General features: G+C 62.4%; 14 protein-coding genes. 9 read left to right on the plus strand and 5 right to left on the minus strand.

Annotated elements, in window-relative coordinates; translation table 11 throughout:
- The first annotated feature begins 399 nt into the window (after positions 1-399).
- From ACRB8A_RS09780 to istB, 4 genes are all read left to right on the plus strand, one after another.
- Positions 400-1,544, plus strand: a protein-coding gene (locus ACRB8A_RS09780; protein ID WP_432244588.1) for an IS3-like element ISAcl2 family transposase whose coding sequence is annotated in 2 segments (ribosomal slippage) — positions 400-676 and positions 676-1,544 — 1,146 coding nt in all. Because the reading frame shifts where the segments join, the coding sequence is not laid out codon by codon here.
- Positions 1,545-1,689: 145 nt separating this feature from the next.
- The gene (locus tag ACRB8A_RS09785; RefSeq protein ID WP_432244589.1) at positions 1,690-2,238 is read left to right on the plus strand and encodes a hypothetical protein; all 549 of its coding nucleotides are present in this window, start codon (positions 1,690-1,692) and stop codon (positions 2,236-2,238) included.
- 504 nt (positions 2,239-2,742) lie between these two features.
- Positions 2,743-4,272 (plus strand): IS21 family transposase, encoded by a 1,530-nt coding sequence (gene istA / locus ACRB8A_RS09790; protein ID WP_432244590.1) that lies wholly within the window; start codon positions 2,743-2,745, stop codon positions 4,270-4,272.
- Entirely contained in the window at positions 4,269-5,057 is a 789-nt protein-coding gene (gene istB / locus ACRB8A_RS09795) for an IS21-like element helper ATPase IstB (protein WP_432244591.1), read from the plus strand. Before istA ends, istB begins: the two co-directional genes overlap by 4 nt.
- A 1,565-nt stretch (positions 5,058-6,622) precedes the next feature.
- On the opposite strand, the gene ACRB8A_RS09800 is transcribed toward istB, so the two are convergent.
- Together ACRB8A_RS09800 and ACRB8A_RS09805 are read right to left on the minus strand one after the other, a co-directional pair.
- Positions 6,623-7,411 carry a hypothetical protein gene (locus tag ACRB8A_RS09800; RefSeq protein ID WP_432244592.1) on the minus strand — a complete coding sequence of 263 codons (789 nt, stop codon included), beginning with the start codon at positions 7,409-7,411 and terminating at the stop codon, positions 6,623-6,625.
- Positions 7,412-9,036: 1,625 nt separating this feature from the next.
- Complete coding sequence (locus ACRB8A_RS09805; RefSeq protein ID WP_432244593.1) at positions 9,037-9,876, minus strand: sulfurtransferase; 840 nt, start codon at positions 9,874-9,876, stop codon at positions 9,037-9,039.
- A gap of 398 nt (positions 9,877-10,274) precedes the next feature.
- Here ACRB8A_RS09805 and ACRB8A_RS09810 point away from each other — a divergent pair, with 398 nt between their 5' ends.
- Positions 10,275-10,673 carry a VOC family protein gene (locus tag ACRB8A_RS09810; protein WP_432244594.1) on the plus strand — a complete coding sequence of 133 codons (399 nt, stop codon included), beginning with the start codon at positions 10,275-10,277 and terminating at the stop codon, positions 10,671-10,673.
- Between the two features lie 79 nt (positions 10,674-10,752).
- Here the strand turns inward: ACRB8A_RS09810 and ACRB8A_RS09815 are convergent, their stop codons facing one another.
- Positions 10,753-11,427 (minus strand): DNA alkylation repair protein, encoded by a 675-nt coding sequence (locus tag ACRB8A_RS09815; protein ID WP_056600685.1) that lies wholly within the window; start codon positions 11,425-11,427, stop codon positions 10,753-10,755.
- A gap of 51 nt (positions 11,428-11,478) precedes the next feature.
- A complete protein-coding gene (locus tag ACRB8A_RS09820) occupies positions 11,479-11,628 on the minus strand; it encodes a hypothetical protein (protein WP_197273606.1) in 150 nt (49 codons plus the stop codon).
- A gap of 590 nt (positions 11,629-12,218) precedes the next feature.
- Between ACRB8A_RS09820 and ACRB8A_RS09825 the strand changes: the two genes are divergently transcribed.
- Positions 12,219-12,620, plus strand: coding sequence for a DUF3054 domain-containing protein (locus ACRB8A_RS09825; protein WP_432244595.1), 402 nt, complete (start codon positions 12,219-12,221; stop codon positions 12,618-12,620).
- Between the two features lie 118 nt (positions 12,621-12,738).
- Complete coding sequence (locus tag ACRB8A_RS09830) at positions 12,739-13,020, plus strand: Lrp/AsnC family transcriptional regulator (protein WP_050687163.1); 282 nt, start codon at positions 12,739-12,741, stop codon at positions 13,018-13,020.
- A gap of 33 nt (positions 13,021-13,053) precedes the next feature.
- Here ACRB8A_RS09830 and trpD read toward each other — a convergent pair whose 3' ends face one another.
- Positions 13,054-14,109, minus strand: a complete 1,056-nt coding sequence (trpD, locus tag ACRB8A_RS09835) for an anthranilate phosphoribosyltransferase (RefSeq protein ID WP_432244596.1) — start codon at positions 14,107-14,109, stop codon at positions 13,054-13,056.
- A 148-nt stretch (positions 14,110-14,257) separates the two neighbouring features.
- Between trpD and ctaE the strand changes: the two genes are divergently transcribed.
- Both ctaE and qcrC read left to right on the plus strand, forming a co-directional pair.
- On the plus strand, positions 14,258-14,896 hold the full coding sequence (ctaE, locus tag ACRB8A_RS09840; RefSeq protein WP_197273605.1) for an aa3-type cytochrome oxidase subunit III: 639 nt from the start codon (positions 14,258-14,260) through the stop codon (positions 14,894-14,896).
- Positions 14,897-14,982: 86 nt separating this feature from the next.
- Positions 14,983-15,771 (plus strand): cytochrome bc1 complex diheme cytochrome c subunit, encoded by a 789-nt coding sequence (gene qcrC, locus ACRB8A_RS09845; protein WP_050687159.1) that lies wholly within the window; start codon positions 14,983-14,985, stop codon positions 15,769-15,771.
- The last annotated feature ends 50 nt before the right edge of the window (positions 15,772-15,821 follow it).

Genomic DNA, 15,821 nt, shown 5'->3' on the forward strand with positions numbered 1-15,821 from the left:
CTCAGGTGGTCTTTCCGTGAATGCAGCCGCCGAGTCTCAGGCCCTAGGCTAGTGCTGACCAGGTATGACAGGGGGTAAGGCTTGGGCAGCGTAAAAGCAGTGGATGCTCACTATGAGATTCATTTCGGCGGCGAGCCGGAGTACTGGAAATTTAATGACTATCCAGAAATGGTCGGAGTTCTCGAATGGCCCAAAGGAGCATCACTAAAGCCATTTCACCTCTACGCGACGCTTGGCCTTCATGGCGTAGTTCACGGTCCGCTGAACCACAACCATAGGTTCGAGCTCTACACATGCGTGGCGGCAGGAACAGATGACGTTAGGTTGTCATTTGGGACTGCCCCCGGTTTTGTTGACTCCTTGACCTAGCGAGCTTGTGCTCGTGGAAGGATGTTGACCATGCCCACGGCTTATGGGGCGGAGTTCCGCCAGGATGTTATTGATGTGGCCCGCAAGGGCGAGGCGCCGCTGGCGCAGATTGCGAAGGATTTTGGGCTTTCGGTCACGACGTTGAAGCGCTGGATCGCTATCGCTGAGCGTAAGGACTCCGGGACCAGCCCAGCGGCGGCGGAGTCGGCTGAGGTGCGGGAGTTGAAGAAGCGGAACCGCCTGCTGGAGCAGGAGAACGAGATTCTGCGCCGGGCGGCTGCCTATCTGGCCAGGGACATCAACCCAAAATGATCTACCCGCTGGTCACGGATCTTGCCGCCGACGGTGTTCCCGTGGCGGTGACCTGCAGGGTGTTGGGATTTAGCAAGCAAGGCTATTACCGCTGGAAGGCCAACCCGGTCACGGAACGGGACTGGATCGATGCGCACCTCGTCAACGCCGCCCTTGACATCCACTCCGACGACCCGGCGTTCGGGTACCGGTTCATCGCCGACGAGTTACCCGGGAAAGGCATCACAGCGGGCGAGAACAGGGTCCAGCGCCTGTGCAGGGACCACGGCATCTGGTCGGTGTTCTCGAAGAAGCGTGGGCTGAACCGCAGACCCGGGCCGCCGGTTCACGACGACCTGGTCGAGCGGGATTTCACCGCCGCGGCGCTGAACGAGCTGTGGCTGACGGACATCACCGAACACCCCACGGCCGAGGGGAAGCTCTACCTCTGCGCGGTGAAGGACGTCTATTCCGGCAGGATCGTCGGCTACTCGATGGACTCGCGGATGAAGTCCTCTCTTGCCGTCGCTGCCCTGGAGAACGCGGTGCAGGCACGAAGACCGGAAAGAACGGTGGTCCACTCCGACCGTGGGTCGCAGTTCCGGTCACGCCGGTTCGTTGAATCGCTCCGTCGCCACGGGCTCACCGGATCGATGGGCAGGGTCGGTGCGTGCGCGGACAACGCCGCGATGGAGTCCTTCTTCTCGCTGCTGCAGAAGAACGTCCTGGACCGTCAGCGATGGCTCACCAGACAGGACCTCCGGCTGGCCATCACAACCTGGATCGAGAGAACCTACCACCGCCGGCGACGGCAAAGACGGCTGGGCAAACTCACGCCCATCGAATATGAAACAATCAACCGGACCGCGCTCACAGCGGCCTAAGACCCCGAGTCAACAAAAGCCGGGGCAGTCCCCAATGCCCAGTCCGTAGACACCGCGTTTAGGTGCAGTACCTGTGAAACGTCCCGGTGAAGGAGCTTCTTCTGACGATGAGTCTTTGCTTTTGTCTGCGGAGTAGGGTGCAGCTATGGACGAGCGCATAGGAAACGTTGAGTCACTGGACCCGCATCCCAGTGTCATCGTTCGATTCATACAATCGGCCGCCGAGAAAACGTGGCCTTCGGACGTGGCCCTCTTCCAGGATTACTTTGATCATCTTGGGTGCGAGCTCGACGTCGTAGATGATCCGGCTGGCACGGAACCGCCGGCCGTGACTCGAGGATTATTTACAACAACAGATATTCGGACCGATGGTGCTTCGTGGGCCGCTCTCGACGGGTTGCTCTCTAGCCTCAATTTTTTTGCCTACCAGCATGAACAGGATGTGGCCGCTGCCGTTGTCGCCGGTTATGAAGGTGTGAGGGCCGGTCTCAAAGATTTGTTTGGCCCGTCGCCCGATGAGCAGACGGATGGACGCGGTAATCGTTCAGCTATGTGGAGGACCCAGGACGTTCTGATTGAGTTGTACGCGCATGTGACAGAGGCTCCTGCGCTGCAGGTTGGTATCAGCCACAGAGAATGCAATGCGATCTACGAACGTCTATTAGCGCACACCGCGTTCAAGCCAAACCCGTGATTAGCTTCCGCACCTCCCGACAGCGTCCGGTGAAGGATCCTTATCCAGACGTGGCTTCTAGTCCTGTGGCACCTGATCAGGGGTCTGATGTTGGCTTGGTGAAACACCGTGTGTTCAGGAGCTCGAGGCTTGCACGGCGGGCGGCTAGCTGGAGTGTTTTGTTCTCGGAGGTGATGGTGACTATGAGCCCTCCGGGAAAGACGGTCCAGGGGGCTTTTTCGAGATCTCCGACGGGCGTGGGCTCAGGGTAGATTTCCAGTGGCCCTGTAAGGGGCCCGTCCTCACCAGCACCCATCTGGAAGATGAGTGGTAGCGGCCATGAAAAACTGCCCGTAGGCGGCCACGAAAATGCCCGCTGACGGCCAGTAGAACTGCCCGCCGGTGGCCATGAGATCTGCCCACTTCCTTTACTGAACCGACCGCGCCTTAAGCGGTGGGGGCCTCTCCCTGGGGTTTGATGACGGTGTCTAAGCGCACCAAAAGCGAACCAGGAAGAGGCCCTGTATGAAGTCTGACGGAGAAATCATGGAAATTCTTGCTGCCTACGATCTGACCGGGTCGTTGCGCGCCACCGCGGAGCTCACGGGCTGCTCGCACCACACCGTTGCCAAACACGTCCAGGCCCGCGACGCTGGCCGGCCGATCGGGGAACCCGCGGCCCGCGGCCGGGTGACCGATCCGTTCCTGCCCAAGATCGAGGAGTGGATCGAAGCCTCCAAGGGCCGGATCCGTGCCGACAAGGCCCACGAAAAGCTCCTCACCCTGGGCTACACGGGTTCGGAACGCTCCACCCGCCGGGCGATCGCCCAGGTCAAAGCAGCATGGCGGTTGGGCCATACCCGCGTTCACCGGCCCTGGATCACCGAGCCGGGCATGTGGTTGCAGTACGACTTCGGCGATGGCCCCCGGATCGGCGGGGTGAAGACGATGCTGTTCGTTGCGTGGTTGGCGTTCTCCCGGTTCCGGATTGTGATCCCGCTGCGGGACCGGACCGCGCCGAGCGTCTTCGCGGCCCTGGACCGGTCCTTCCGAATGCTGGGCGGGGCACCAACCTACGTGCTGACCGACAACGAGAAGACAGTCACCACGGCCCATGTTGCCGGGGTCCCGGTCAGGAACCAGCAGACCCTGGACTTCGCCCGGCACTACGGGATCACGGTGCTGACCTGCCAGCCCGCGGACCCTGCCACCAAGGGCGGGGTCGAAGCGTCCGTGAAACTCGCCAAGGCCGACCTCGTGCCGAAGGACACCAACCTCCGCGCCGACTACCGCACCTTCGCCGAACTCGAGACCGCCTGCGAGGTCTTCATGGATGAGGTGAATGCCCGTGAGCATCGGGTGACGCGGCGCAGACCCGCGGCGGTGCTCGCCGAGGAAGCCCCAAGGTTGCACCGGATTCCGGACACCGCCCACACGGTCGCGTTCGGGCTGGCCCGCACCGTTCCGGAGAACACTCCGATGGTCACGTTCGAAAACGGCCAGTATTCGGTCCCGGCGCATCTGCTCGGGGCCCGGGTGTTCGTCCGCACCCACGGGACCGGACCGGACGAGCAGGTCATCATCGTCCACCATGGAGGCGCCGGGCCCGTCGAGGTCGCCCGCCACGACCGGGCCCGACCGGGCAGCCCCGCCATCAACGATGATCACTTCCCCGGAACCCGGGCAAAGGTCCCTGGCGATTATGAGGTCAGGGCCCGCAGCGCTGACGAGGCATCGTTTCTGGCCATTGGCGAGGGCGCCAGGACCTGGTTGCTGGAAGCGGCGGCGGCCGGGACGGCACGGATGAACGTGAAGATGGCCGAGGCCGTCACCCTGGCCAAAATCGCCGGCGTCGACCACGTCGACCGGGCACTCGGCGATGCCGCCCTGCACGGCCGGTTCGCGCATCCGGACCTCGCCTCGATCCTGAACGCCAACATCCGCCGCACCACCACGCACGCGGCCAACGAAGCAACCTCCCTCACCCAAGGCACGGCTGCGTGGGCTGCGATCGGCAACCCCGCAACCAACACCACGCCGGAGGAGGCCCGATGAGCCCCGTGACCACGACCAATACCGCGGCTCCGCCGCTGCCGGCGGACCTGGAAGCCCTGATGCGGTCCCTGAAAATGCCCCACGCCCGGGCGCTGGCCCCGGACCTGATCGCGACCGCCCGCGCCCAGCGTTGGGAACCAACCGAGGTCATCAAAGCCCTCTTCACCGAGGAAGCTGCCGGACGGGCCCGGTCCATGCTCGCCTCCCGCCGCAAAGCAGCAGGGTTCCCGACCGGGAAAACCTTCGAGGCGTGGGACCCGGCAGCGTCCTCCATCCCCGCACCGACCCAACAGGCGCTGCGGACTCTGGAATGGATCAACCGGCGGGAAAACCTCGTCGTCTGCGGGCCTTCCGGGACCGGAAAGACGTTCTTTCTCGAAGCGCTCGGCCAGCAGGCCGTCGAAGCCGGCATGCGGGTCGCCTGGTTCAGGCTCGAGGACCTCGGCGTCCTCATCCGCGCCCACCGAACCGATGACAGCGTCACCCGCGCCGTGACCCGGATTCTCCGCGCCGAGCTCGTGGTCATCGACGACATCGGCCTGTTGCCCGTGGCCACCGACGCTGCCGAAGGCCTTTATCGGGTCGTGGACGCAGCCTACGAAAAACGGTCCGTCGCGATCAGCTCCAACCTCCACCCGGCCGGGTTCGATGAGCTCATGCCCAAGACCCTCGCGACCGCCACGGTTGACCGGTTGCTGCACCACGCACATGTCTGTCAGACCAGCGGCGATTCCGTCCGCCTCACCCAGGCCCTCGCCGGGAAAGGAGTTACCCGCTTGAACTGACCAACCCCACGATGGCCAATCCCGCCGAACCAATCAGTGGGCAGATCTGTTGGCCATCACCGGGCAGTTTTACTGGCCACCAGCGGGCACATCAACTGACCGCCCATGGGCAGAACCTAATGGCCATTGACAGATGAGCCGGTTTGGCTCTGCCCTTGCATAACCTCGAGCCCATCTACCCCGAAGCCCCGATCCAGGCTCTCTGTGGGCGCATTCGAAAAGTCCTCGTTCGGTGTCCTGGGCTTTGCGCTTCGTCCGCATAGGGGCAACGACAAAGAACTGGATTGCGGCTGTCATAACGATGCCGGAAGTGATCACGATGACCCATGCAGGCCACAAGCCCAGGGCAGCCTGCAATGGGACATAGAAGATGCCGGCTAGGACGAACAGCGGCAGGGAACTGATGGTGTCGTAGACCTGTTCCAGTCGGCTCTTGGGAGTCGGGTCCAAATCCGGCTCGCGCATGGGAAACCTGCTTCCTGCTAAATCGAGTTCGGGTAGGGGCGTCAGCAGGACTGAAAGACACCGTTACGCCGTCTGTTAGTGGGTCCTTCACTCACCTACGAAGGGTGCCGTCGCGCCTGTCGGTCTTTTCGTCTTTGCTGCCACTCAAGGATCGGGCCGATTACGAGTAGGTAACTTGCCCCTAGACCGGACACACCTCCGAGAATCGTGTACGCACTGGTGAGCAAGGGTGATGAGCCATCTTCTTGTCCTCGAAGAATGAGAGCGAGACCGAAGGCGACAATGGTGACAGCAAGGGCGGCCAGGAAGACTCTTTTTCGGCGCGTCCTGGCCCGAGGGGATGGTGTCATGAATGCCTCTCGTTCTTGCTTCCGGTTTCCGGTTGTTCGCGAGCATCCGGAAGTGGATCGTCAGAGTCCTGATCTTGTTTCCGGCGCCGTAGTTCCCTCCGCGCCAACACAAAATAGCTCACCCAAAGAATTGCGAGGATCACCGACGACAGCTTCGCCCAACCTGAGTAGCCAAACAGTCCAAGGGCAGCCCACGTGACACCGAAGACCAAGGCAAGGTTTCCTATCCACCGAAGGTCCGCGCTTGATCTTTTCGGGAAACGCATCGAGGTTCGCAGCCTGGCAGCCATGGTTACCAAGGACTCTCCTTTGATCAGTTCTCCGAAACGTATGGGCATCCTTGACCCAGTCACCCACCAATCTGCTCCCGAGAAAAGACCTTTGTGGGTTTTCTACGGTTTTCTACCCGATCTGAATCTCTCTACAAGGAGTCAGTAATGCCTGATAAATCTGCCGGGTGCGGCGCTTTCTAAAAAGCATGTTCAAGAGTGTCTAAGCACGAGCAGCGAAGCGCCCGTTAGCCGGTCGTTTAGCGTTCAGCCAGGCATGGATCCATTCCTCTGCTCCGTTGTCGGCCCCTGATGTGTACGTTTACCCCGAACGATGAAATGCACGGTGAGGGTGCCCTAACTGCTACGCCTCAGACTGCCGTGAAACCCTAGCGTTTCGAGGCGCTGCGGATCTGAGACACCCGGTGAGTTCAGAGAAGGAGTCGGAGCCGCGGGTGGGATCGCCTATCGGATTAACTGGTCACTTGTAGGACCTGAACACGATCGAGTCGAAGACGGCACGTGCCTCTCTTATCAGTTCCGGATTGATCAATTCGTCGATATAGCCCACCGAGACCACAGCCCACTGGCCGTTCAGGTCGACCACCCGGTAGGTTTCGTGTTCATTCTGAGTTGAGTACCAGTGTGAGCAGGTGGCGAATGATTCTGAGTGGATACATAACCTTCGGGCGCCGCAGGCTTTGAAGTCCACGTCACCCTCGACGGAGTGGTCGAACTCGAAGCCGGAGTAATCGCCCACCATGACCTCGACGGGAGGGGTGCTTACCGTCCATGACTGTGCCGCCATCGCTTTGACGGAGGCCTCGGCCGACGGTCCGACATTGGCAAGAGCGCCCATCCAGCTGCATGCGTCCATTGACACATAGTCCGCGGGCGAAAGAGTCAGGTAGACGGCCCATTCAGCCGGGTGACCCGGGTCATCCTTGCCCAGGCTTTGGCCGTCAAGGGTATACCAGCCGTCCGGGACGGTGATCTCGAAAGGCTCCGTGTAGCCGACGACGGGGACTAGGTATGTGCCGGCGTCGATGTCGCCGCTCTCCGGCAGCGGTGGGACCGTACGAGGGTCGCGACTCTCCGGCAGCGGCGGGACTGTGCGAGCCTCCGTGACCGGAGAAGTGGCAGACGCGAGGAACGCGTCGTCAGGCTCATACTGGCACCCGCTGAGACATCCAAGCAGGGCGACAGTCGCCAAAGGCAAGAGATGACACGACCTCTTAGCGGCCTTTTCAAGGGGCGTCACGGAACTCATTGATCCACCAGGCCGCTACAAAGTCCTGTGGGGCCCCGCAGCCGGGTGGCCCCGCGGGCGGCCCGAGATTGGATGCCGTCGCCTCAAGTCTCCTCCGGCAATAAACCCGTGACAATGAAGAACTGCACGGAGATCAGTTCGACTCATGCAATCCCCCCGAAATGACAGGAGCACGCTGAAGCCGCGGCGAGGAAACGCCAATTTGAAGCAGCTATCACCGACCGTTATGTGGGCTTACTGTGCCCAGATTGTAGCCAGTGCGCTCCTCGCACCCAGCGAATTCGCAAAGGGGTTGAACAACGGTTGGGATATTGGGTTCTTCTGCCTTTTCGCAGCGTGGTTTTTGCTCAGCGCTGGACAAGTCCTTCACATGCTCCACGTACGCCGAAATGATGCTCCATTCTGGGATGAGGAAGATCTACGCCGGGCAGATTTGGAGCGTCGAGGCAGACGATTGTGAGCATTTCTGCGGTCGTAAGCAAACTGAATCTGGCGCCGCCTACCGAACGCCTGACGTGAATCCGCCCACCCGAGTTGGCTTGTCCTGCGCTCAACCGTGCGAATCCAGAGGAAGGTCACTATGCATCCGCCAAAAAAGAACAACCCAAGTGCCACCATCAACAGTTCACGCATAATCCAGACATTATCCTGACCGCTGACACGGCCGACAGTGCCGTGACCAGCCACAAGAGCGCTGCACGGGCTGGAATAAGGCGTCCATTCAAGGATCGGCGTATGGGACGTTATGCGAACTGGCCTCTTATGGACGTTTTCCAACGCTCGGGAAGGGGCGGCGGACAGCACTGTTCTTGAGGGATCCCGACCAGTGCGCTCGGCCTTGGCCACTGTTACGCTGACGGCACGGCTAACCGTCGGACGGACGCTTGCGTCCACCCACAGTGGCCAAACAAAGAAATCTGCCTCTCATCTGAGGCGCAAGGGGTGATGAATTGAGCACCAGAGGGAAGAAGATCGTAGTCGCCATCTTGTTCTAGCTGATAGGTTCCCTCATTGGGGCCGGCGTTCTTGCTTTATTTGTAGCCCCGGGTGACAAAACCTATTGGCCGAGCGTGGCCTCCACCGCCGGAATCCTTCTAATAATGATTGCGGCATTTGGGGTTCGAGACAAAAGGCCTAAACGCAAGCGGGGATATTCGATATTGGCACTCGCTCTTGTCATTCCGACGCTTTTCCTCATGATTGCATTCGGACCGGGCCCAGCGCTGGGCACACTTGCAGGTGGTCTTACAGGGGGACTCATCATCACGTGGCCGTACCTGACGGGCAAGAAAGCAGTATCTCAGCCTGGTACTTGAGAACGGCTACCGGTTCATCGTTACGAAGCCGCCGATGAACCGGGTCCGTTTAGGTTTGCTTACTCCGGACGACTCGAACCGAACGCATCTGCAGGATGGGGCAGTTTCCAACGCTAATGAGCCGCACACAACACAGCATGGAAACTATCCTGGACGAGAGGTAATCGCCGCAACCTATATTCACTGCGGTCTGGACAAGGCGCTTAGCTCCGTCTTCAGGAACGTAACTCCGGCCGATGCACCAAACCGTCCGCAGCACCAATGACCTGGTCAACAAAGCCTCATCCGGCGAGCACCGCAGGCCAGTTGTCATCCAAGCTCGGCCCGGCGGCGAAGGTCGGCCCCGTACTCTGACCACCCGCCCGCGTAAAGACGGCCCTGACCAAGCCCTGCATACTCAAGAGCGAGAAGGTTATGGCACGCGGTGACGCCTGAACCACAGTAGGAGATGACTTCTGTCGCGTCTTCGATTCCAACCTTTGCAAACGCCCGTCGGACGTCTTCGACCGGGCGCAGGCGTCTGTCGGAGTCGAGGTTTCCACGGCACGGGACGTTCACTGCACCGGGGATGTGTCCGGCTTGGGGATCGGTGGGCAGTTGGAGGCTTCCGTCGAAGCGGTCGTTGTTGCGGGCGTCTACGACGATTCCGGCAGCCCCCGAAATGATGTCCTTAAGCGTGGCGAGACGGGCCCCGGGCCATGGAGACGGCGTGAAGGCCACCGGCGAAGGCTCCACGGGCGTTGTTTCGAGCGGTCCCGACCATGCGGAAATCCCGCCGTCGAGCAACGCCGCCCTATGTCCGAGCGAACGCAGCATCCACACGAGCCGCGCGGCGATGACTCCCCCCGCGTCGTCATAGGCGACGACGGTCGAGCCGTCGCCGATTCCGAGGGAGGACATTCCATGCGCGAACACTTCCGGGCCGGGAAGCGGGTTAAGCCCGCGTGGTCCAGAATCGCCTGACAGCCATGCGTCCAGGTCCACAAATACCGCACCTGGCAGATGTCCGCCATCATACGCGTTACGGCCGGACGCACCGTCGAGGTACCACCGAACATCGGCGATGACAAGGTTCTGGCGGTGCGCCGTGAGCCACGCGACATCAACAAAGGGTGGGAGATCTTCTGGGGTTATCCGGCTGTCGTCCATACAGTGCAGGCTAATTGATGCGTCCATATTTTGAGCAAAAAAGTCTCATAATGTGGATGACCACGGCCTATGCCTAGAGGTCCTCGCGTGCCACCATGGAATTGGTACCAAGGGGACCCACCCAGAGAGCGGACAGTGCCATGATCCAGGCCCTGCTGTGCAAATTGAACCTCCGTCACGACTGGCACGTTGAACACACTGACGATGGCCGTCGCTTCCGGCGCTGCGTGCGTTGCGGACGGGATGATGACAGCGGTGGTCGGTGGACCAATGCCCCGGGGGCATGGGCGGGGCCGAGCCAGTAATCGCGACCACTCCCCTGCTGCGGCCTAAAGGACTGCGGGTGCACCGATAAAGACTGCCTGTGCGGCCTCGCCTGGGATCTGTAGGCTGGGGACATGGCTGCACCCATGATCTACATCACGTTTCCTGGCACGGCCCGGGACGCACTGGGCTTCTACGCGAACATTTTCGGCGGTGAACTCGCCCTGCATACCAACGCTGACTTCGGAAACTCCACGGGCGACCCCTCGGCCATAGCGCACGGTGTCCTTTCAGGGCCCGTGGCCATGGCCGGCACCGACGCGTCCGAGGGTGACAAACCGGTGAACTGCGAAGGGCTGATGCTCTCCCTGCTGGGAACGGCGGAAGCGCCCGTACTGCACCAGTGGTTCGTCAGCCTCGCTGCCGGCGGCCGGATTGTCGATCCGTTGGCGGCAAAACCCTGGGGCGCCTCGGACGGGCAGGTAATCGACCGGCATGGACTGCATTGGCTGATCGGCTACGAACCCGCGTGAGTGTTGGGCGTATCTCCGCCGGTCCAACGGGACCAACCGGTGAACCCCGCCACGCGTGAGGCGTGAACTATCTACGGGATCAGGCAGGAGCTTCGTTCCGCCGCACTATCTCATTGATCCAGATGGGCGCGAACGGGGAGGTACAGTTCGGCGGCGTGGGATAGTCCTTGAGCACTTCCAGCCGCTCGCCGATCCGCAGCGCCCTGCCACGGTGCTCGGGATGCACAATCCCGATCTGCGCCAGCGTGCTGTTCATGGCCCACTGCAGGCGGTCCGGCGCGTCCTTCATCTCCGCTTCGATGGTGTCCAGCAGGCCGGCCAGGTCAAGTCCGTCCGGCGACTTCGCCACCCGGTCACCGGTCAACGCCCAGCCCGCACTTGCCACCACCGGGTCGGGATCCCCGGTCCACGCCAGGCGCAGGTCTTCGGCGTGGGGACTCTTCCGGACCACGTAGTTCACCAGCCAGTCGTGCACTTTGGGAGCCCGCGCCTCACGCAGCATGGCATCCAGGTCCGCCGCCGGAAAATCCTTGGGCCGGCAGATCAGCAACGCCAGCAGCCGTGCGGCAGTGTCCCCGGTGGCCCACAGCCCGCGGGCCAGGTCCTGCTGGGTCTTAAGCCGTTTCGCCACGCCGCGCAGCTTCGACAGGTTCACGCCGTGGTCGTCCCCGCGTTTTTCGTTGACCTCACGCACCCTCGGATCCTGCAATCCGGACAGTTCCGCCATCACGGCGTCCAGCGTCGTCCCGTTCATGCCAGCCTCCTGCATCAGTGCCTACCATTCAAGCGTATCGGCCGGGATGGTTCAGTGCCGCTGCTTGAGTCCAGCACCCACCACCGCGCCGACCCCGAGTCCCAAGGCAACCCCCACCACAGGGCTGTCAAAAATCGCCAGGCCCAGGGCGATGCCAAGCGCCGCCCCCACCAGGCAGCAAATCCACAGCGGCTTGTTCATGGCGCCTCCACTCGTCGGAAGTCCAGCGTAAGCCACACCTGTAGCGGTGGGCGCCCGCACAAGTAACGTGCCGGCCGGATCCGCGTAGCCACTACGGGTGCGCAGCAAGACAACTAGCCGTAGGCTCACAAAACGGCGGCCGACGGCGGCACTCACCTTCTGTTCCTGGCTGTCCAATGCTTTTCAGGCCCGTAGCCCCCCGGATTGCGGAAGGATTGCCATGCCGGATTTTTTCCCAAGCGCCCCTGCTGTCGGTGCGGCGCTGGCGCGCGCCTTTGAGGGCACCACCCCTTTAGCGGACGCGCTGCATCAGTCCCCAGGCAGGCCGGTTCTGCTCCGGTATCCCGTCCGGGCACAGGCCCGCTTCCGGCCAGGGCGGGCGCTGGCGTATACGGTGACCCACGTCCTGATGGAATACGGCGAAGGCGCGGACAGCAGCTACCACTGGGAGCCTGGCTGCCTGGTCAGACGAACGCCCCGGGGGCCTTAACGATCCCCGCTGTCAGCCGCGTTCCCGCCGTCCAGCATTGCCTGCAGGGCTCGTTGTGGACCGCGCGGGCACAACGGTTCCGGGCGATAGGCTCGAAGCCATGAGTTTCCTGAAAAGCCGGACCCCTCAACCCACCGCCACCAGGGCCTGGGCGGCCGCCGCCCTTGTTGATGTGGTGCTGATCCTGGTGTTTGCCGCCGTCGGCCGCGATGCCCACCATCGCGGCGATGTGGTGACCGGGGTTTTGCTGACTGCATGGCCGTTCCTGCTGGGAGCCGCCGTTGGGTGGGCTGCGGCGCGGTCCTGGCGGAACCCATTCTCACCAACACGGGCCGGAGTTCCCGTCTGGCTGGGCGCCCTGGTGGGCGGAATGCTGCTGCGCGCCGTGACCGGGCAGAGCGTGGTGCTGCCCTTCATCATCGTGGCCACTCTCAGCCTTGCAGTCCTGCTGCTGGGCTACCGGCTTATTGCGGCACTGATCCGGCGCCGCAGGCACCCGTGACCTTGGCGTTGCTGCCCGCCACGGACAGAGGTCCTGCGGCGCCCTTCTGTAATAGGCTGGCAGAACTGACAAGCTGGCCGGGCAAAGCTACGGCGCAACTGATCCGGAAGGGTTAAACGTGATCACCGCATTCGTTCTGATCAAGACCGACGCCGCCCGCATTCCAGAGACGGCAGAGGAAATCTCCGCCATCGAAGGCATCAGTGAGGTCTATTCCGTCACAGGCGAGTGGGACCTCATTGCCGTGGCGCGGGTCCCCCGGCACGAGGACCTCGCGGACGTCATTGCCGACAGGCTGTCGAAGGTCCCCGCCGTGGTCCACACCACCACGCACATTGCGTTCCGCGCCTACTCCCAGCATGACCTGGACGCCGCATTTTCGCTGGGGTTCGAGCAGTAATCCTCCCCACCGCAGCAGGGCCCACTTCTCGGGTCAGGACGTGGTGAGCGACACCCATTTCTCCAGAACCGCGGCCGCGGCTCCCGAATCGATGGATTCGGCGGCGCGGTGGTAAGCACCGGCCATGCGGTCAAGGAACGGCCCGTCAGCGGTCAGGTCAAACGCCACCAGCCCGGCGGCAGCATTCAGCAGCACGGCGTCACGCGCCGGCCCCGCACTTCCTGCCAGGACGTCGCGCACCACGCCGGCATTCACCTGCGCATCGCCGCCCCGGAGCTGGTCGACGGTGGCGAGCCTGATACCGAGATCCTGCGGCGAAAAGACAAGCTCGGTCACGCCGCCGTTCCGGATCTCCCAAACGGTCGACGGGCCGGTAGTGGTCAGCTCATCCAAGCCGTCGTTCCCGCGGAACACCAGGCCCCTGCTGCCCCGCCGGGCAAGTACGCCGGCAACTAGCGGCGCCATCCGCGCGTTGGCAACACCAACGGCTGATGCCTGGACCTGGGCTGGATTGGTCAACGGACCAAGGAAGTTGAACGCCGTCGGGATGGCAAGTTCCCGCCGCGGCACGGCCGTGTGCCGGAATGACGGATGGAAGACCTGGGCAAAGCAGAACGTGATTCCTGCCAGTTCCGCGTTCCGCGCCACCTGCTCGATTCCCAGGTCCAGCCGCACGCCCAGTGCCTCAAGGACATCGGCGGAACCGGACGACGACGACGCCGCCCGGTTGCCGTGCTTAACCACTTTCGCGCCCGCGCCGGCAGCGACCAGGGCGGCCATCGTGGAGATGTTGACGGTGTTGAGCTGGTCTCCGCCGGTGCCCACGATGTCCAGCTTTTCGCCGGAAATTGAGATCGGGTTGGCGTGCGAAAGCATGGCGTGCACCAGGCCGGAAAGCTCCTCCACCGTTTCGCCCTTGGCGCTCAGCGCCACCAGGAAACCGGCGATCTGCGCGGGCGTCGCCGCTCCGGACATGATGGTGTCCATGGCCCAGGAAGTATTCGCGGCAGTAAGGTCCGAACCGCTGATCAGTGCCGAGATCAGCCGGGGCCACGTGTTGGCTGGGGCTGCAGTTGCCGGAGAAGTCACCCCCTGATGCTATCGAGCGAGGGCCGGGACTGACCAATATGAACCCTCGCGGGAACTTTTCCGGGCAATTTCGCGTCTTTGTAGAAAAAGTCCCCCCAAAAGGCGGTTTGCGTTGGGCAGCACGGACTTTTACAGACATAATGTCTATGTGACATCTGCGACCCATGCCCCCAGTACCCCGGCGCACCCCACGCTGAACCGCCCCAATATGGTTTCCGTTGGAACCGTAGTGTGGCTGTCCAGTGAGTTGATGTTCTTCGCCGGTCTCTTCGCCATGTACTTCACACTGCGCTCCACGAGTGGTGCCATGTGGGCGGAAGAGACGGCCAAGCTCAACTTCCCCTTCGCGCTAGCAAACACGATCGTCCTTGTGGCCAGTTCCTTTACTTGCCAGATGGGCGTCTTCGCCGCCGAAAGGCTGCAGCCGCGCCGAAGCGGTGGCGCCCTCAAGTTCTCCAAGTGGGGAATGAATGAATGGTTCACCTTGACCTTCATCATGGGTGCCATCTTCGTCGGCGGCCAGTCCTTCGAGTACGCCATGCTCGTTTCCGAGCATGTATCGCTGTCCTCGAACGCCTACGGCTCCGCTTTCTACATGACCACCGGCTTCCACGGCCTGCACGTCATCGGCGGCCTCATCGCCTTCCTGCTCATCATGGGCCGGTCCTTCGCGGCGAAGAAGTTCGGCCACTTCGAGGCCACGTCCGCGATTGTCACCTCTTACTACTGGCACTTCGTGGATGTCGTCTGGATTGGCCTCTTCCTGGTCATCTACGTCCTCAAGTAGCCAGCTTTGATTCTTTTTCTACAAGAGGCAGAATTTCAGGTAGCGGCTCCCGGAGCCGGCGCAGGATCGAATAAAGGAACCACCACGTGAAGGCACTTTCGCAAAAGCGGCGTCACCCACTGGCAGCCGTAGCGCTGCTACTGATGGGGCTGCTCGTCATGGGCGGGCTCTACGCCGTCGCTACCACGGTGAACGAGGCCAAGGCCTCCACCACCTCGTACAGCGCCAACGACACCGAAGAGGGCGGCAAGCTTTTCGCCGCCAACTGCGCCACCTGCCACGGCATGGGCGCCAGCGGAACCCAGGCGGGTCCGTCGCTGGTTGGCGTCGGCGCTGCTGCTGTTGACTTCCAGGTGGGCACCGGCCGTATGCCGATGCAGATGAACGGCCCGCAGGCCATGGAAAAGCCGGCCCAGTTCAACGACGAACAGACCCACCAGCTTGCAGCCTATGTGGCTTCCCTGGGAGCCGGCCCGGCAGTTCCTGAAGAAGGCCTGTTGGACGAAGGCGGCGACGCCGCTGCAGGTGGCGAGCTCTTCCGTACCAACTGCGCCATGTGCCACAACGCGGCAGCAGCCGGTGGGGCCCTGACCCGTGGCAAGTTCGCTCCCGCCCTGGCGGACGTTTCCGGCAAGCACATCTACGAGGCCATGGTCACCGGCCCGCAGAACATGCCGGTGTTCAGCGACACGAACATCACCCCCGAAGGCAAGCGCGACGTCATCACGTTCCTGAAGCAGATCGAATCCACCGGCTCCCCGGGCGGAGCCGACCTCGGTTCGCTTGGCCCGGTTGCTGAAGGCCTGTTCGTCTGGGTCGCAGGCCTTGGTGTCATCATCGCCTTCACCATCTGGCTCACCTCCCGGACGTCCTGACGTCCACGCAGCACCACAGCACTTCTGCTGATCCGTCAGCAGCTTGAAAT

This window comes from Arthrobacter sp. G.S.26 (genome assembly GCF_050847375.1).
Taxonomy (GTDB): Bacteria; Actinomycetota; Actinomycetes; order Actinomycetales; family Micrococcaceae; genus Arthrobacter.